Source organism: Candidatus Aegiribacteria sp. (assembly GCA_021108005.1).
GTDB lineage: Bacteria > Fermentibacterota > Fermentibacteria > Fermentibacterales > JCC-6 > Aegiribacteria.
Genome location: JAIORS010000173.1, coordinates 1 through 3773, shown reverse-complemented (window position 1 = coordinate 3773; position 3773 = coordinate 1). Strand labels below are relative to the sequence as shown.

Annotated in this window: 3 protein-coding genes; all 3 read right to left on the bottom strand. The window is 46.2% G+C overall.

Annotation, left to right across the window (positions count from 1 at the left end):
• Positions 1–135: 135 nt before the first annotated feature.
• Complete coding sequence (locus K8S15_10940; protein MCD4776548.1) at positions 136–882, bottom strand: hypothetical protein; 747 nt, start codon at positions 880–882, stop codon at positions 136–138.
• 533 nt (positions 883–1415) lie between these two features.
• Positions 1416–2417 (bottom strand): hypothetical protein, encoded by a 1002-nt coding sequence (locus K8S15_10935; GenBank protein MCD4776547.1) that lies wholly within the window; start codon positions 2415–2417, stop codon positions 1416–1418.
• 12 nt (positions 2418–2429) lie between these two features.
• Positions 2430–3773: MATE family efflux transporter (locus K8S15_10930; GenBank protein MCD4776546.1), on the bottom strand; the 1344-nt coding region annotated here is incomplete at its 5' end.

The following is a 3773-nucleotide window of genomic DNA, read 5'->3' as shown; positions in this document are numbered from 1 at the left end:
GCCAGCCACAAAATTGAAAGCCCCCTTGAAGGGGGCTTTTGCTTTCTAATAACCGAGTACTTACCACTCGTATTCCGTTTTTTCGCGGGAACACGAGGAAGCGAAACAATGAGCCGTTTAGCAGTCCGTGAGCTCTTAATTTGAGAACAGAGTCTTAATATGCCCGAAAGTGTACTGCTCTAAAGATACAGGATTCAATTCCACTTCATAAATGATATCAACTGTATTGTCTCCCACCCAGAAGTTATTTCCATCAAACATAAGAGCTGAAGCATGGAAACTACCTGAAATACCACTCAAATCGTAAGTGTCGACTACAGTGCCGGTAGTTGTTACTTCAACAATACTACGGTTGTTTCCGGTGGTGAAATAGAGGTTGGTACCATCATACGCCATATCTCCAATACCGGAAAACGCAACTGGAAAAGAACTCAGAACTGAACCAGATGTACTGATCTGGTAAATCATACTATTACCGCGACATGACATCCAAAGGTTACTTCCGTCCCAGGTCAGACCAATGTTGTAAGTTCCAGGACAGGTGAAAGTAGAAACATACGTACCTGAAGTTGTGTATTCATAGACGTTTCCGGGAGATGAAGTACCCTGAAGGAACATGCCCCACAAATTCGTTCCATCAAAAGTTGCGCCATTTGCGTTTTTACCTCCCGGTTCACTCGGCTTGAATTGGTTAATCACTGTTCCAGAGGTCGTGATTTCATAAAATCCATCGTAACCTCCGCCAAGTAGCCAGATATTCGTGCCGTCCCAGGCAAGCCCGTTTGTATACTGATCCGGTCCGCTGAAACTCGACAGAACGCTGACATCACCTGCAGTAACCATAACTGAAAAAACAAGAATTACTAGAAATATGCATCTCATAACTCCATCCTCCTTGACTTATGTGAATATTCGATTGTTACAACAATAATATCATATCTCTTTCGCTTGATATTCACCAATAGTCTGGACTGAATTAGTAATTGCCTTGTTACAGGCTCTCGACTACTCAATCGATAGATAGCTACTACCGGCACTTCAGCACAAACAGGATAAAAGACTATTTCCAACTCTCAGACAGGTGGTCAGTCAGCTTGACGAGAGATACTATCTCTTATTTCAGTATTTCACTATCCTGATGATTCTTCGCTCCTGAAAAGATACTCAGAAGAATTCAGCAGAAGTTCCATTGCATTTGACAATACGAAAATTATTGCTTTGACAATACCTATGCTCCCGAAAGGCATACCGGGGAAGGATTGTTCTTCTCCAGGAGATGCGCTGACAGGTTCAGCATTTCAGCTAACGGCTCAAGGCTGATATTCGATAATATCCGTAACGAATGTAGCTGATGAACTGAAACCCATGATTCAGCATGTTCTATGATACAGTAACAAATGAAGAATTCTTCTATCTCAACCTACCCTGTTGTCCATGTAGATGTTGCAGTAAACGTAATCACCTGATGGATCCGGGGCCATATCCATAAGCTCCGGGGAGATTTCGATCTCATCGGACGGAACGAGACCAGGCAAATCTACCACCATGATCCCACTTTCTAATAAGCCTCCGGCAATTCCTACGTACAGGATATCAAGCACGGGTACGTAACAGAGACCTGTTACCTGGTAGGCCAGATCGAGGGAATCGGTAACCGCCAGAGTATTCATGTCCAGAGCGAGTACTCCACCTTCATCGGTTAAGGAAACTTCCCACGATACATACATGGTGTTAGAACCGGGCACTATGCAGATATCGGTAATCATCTCACCAAGGTCTGCAGAGACGATTTCTTCATCGGCGTCCGGATCAATACAAATAAGCCGCGTACCGTCAGAGAAGTAAAGCTCGTTTCCCGTTTCGGAGAAAACGGGATGCATCACTAGATGGCTGAGTGTATCGACAACTTCGCCCTGTTCAACATCGATCACCAGTGTTCCCTGTTCATAGATACCAGCGAAACAAATATAAATCAGATCGGTTCCAGGCCTGAGTGATATATCCATAATACAGGGCCAGTTCACATCGACTGTATCGGTTATCGTCAGAGATGGGATGTCTATGATGAAGAGCTCATCAGAGGAGGTAGCGTAAAGCTCTGTGCCCTGATCGTTCAGGCACAGGTCCATGCAGTGCTTGTAAAGTCCGAAATCAAGGCCACCGCTTATCGAATGGGAAAGACAATCGATCTGTACGATGTTGTCTCCATCGTACGCGGTCACGTAAGCGTACCGGCCGTCCGGAGCAAGTTTTATTTTGCGGTTCAAGGTAGGGTTCAGTTCGATGTTCGCGACGATCGAACCGATGGATGTGTCAATAACAGAAACCCGCGAATACTGAGAGAAAGATGGGCCGGTAGTGGAGTCGGAACAGGCAAAGATGATAAAAATGAGCGATAGTACTATTACCCGAAACATTAATTCTCCTTTCTAACCAGCTGAAATTTCTTTTTCTCCCAGCAGGTCGATGCGTTTCCATTTGCCGGTACGGAATCGGAGGAAGAATACCAGGGCAAAGATCGCTATATACAAACTGGTGAAGAGCCAGAGGGTAACAATTCCTGCGTTGTGAACAGTGTAGAGATAAATTACTCCGGGTATCCAGAGGAACCATGCCAGAAGGCCTGAAGCCCAGACGACGAACTTCGTATCTCCGGCTCCTCTTAGAGCCCCGCTGTACATGAGATTTACCGCATCGAACACACCCCATGCTGCTATGATAGCAAGGAGTTTACCGGCGGTGGATATCAACTCTTCAACAGTACATACGGAATCCGGACTGAAAAACAACCTTGTGTAGAAGCCCGGGAAAAGAACAAAAGTAGCTGCCAGTGGGACAAAGTAGCATAGGGCGAGCAGCAGGGTCCGCCTGACAACCTTCACTGCCATATCATTTCTTCCCATTCCTATACATCTGCCAACGATTACCGTTGTGGCGAACCCGAATCCAAGCAGCGGATTGAATGTTAGATTGTTCACGCTGAAGGCAAGGTTATTTGCTGTGAAATCAACAGCTCCAAGCCTGCCCGCGATGAATATGAAAATTGTAAAACTGGCAACATCCATGAATATCTGAAGACCTGCCGGAAAGCCGAATCTGAGTATCCTCGCGGTAAGCTTCTTCGAGAACCTGAAGTTCTCCCTGGTTCTGTATTCAACGGCGGTTTTTCCGGTGAATGCAGCTATAGTAAGGATCGTTCCGGGAATGAAGGACGAAATGGCTGTTGCTATGGCCGCACCCTTGATTCCCATTTCAGGAAAACCGAGTTTACCGAAAATCAATATGTAATCAAGGAAAATGTTGATTCCCGCTCCGGTTATAACAGCCAGCATCGTAGGAACTGTTTTACCACGACCGTTCCAGAAGGATGACGCAGCCGCTGTGAATACCGGTCCTGCCGCTGAGAACATGAGAATTCGGAAATAGATCTTCTCAAGCACGACTATTTCAGAAGCATGGCCGGACAGGTTGAAAAGAAGGCTTCCGGGTACCGCCAGAGCCGCAAGAACGGGGGCTGACATCATCGTAAGGAACAATCCCTGTGCCAGAGATCTTGAACATCCCTCTTTATCTTCCGCTCCGAAATACTGAGCGATAAACGTACCGGAGTAAGAAACCGTACCGTAGAAAATGCATAACAATGTAAAGCTCAGAATCCCTGCGGGAAGAGAGGCCTGAAGCTCCAGCTGGCTGTGCTGCGCAAGGAACAGCCTGTCGCAGAACATCATTATCGTTCTGCCAGCCATCGCCGCAATTATGGGAAAGGAGACTGC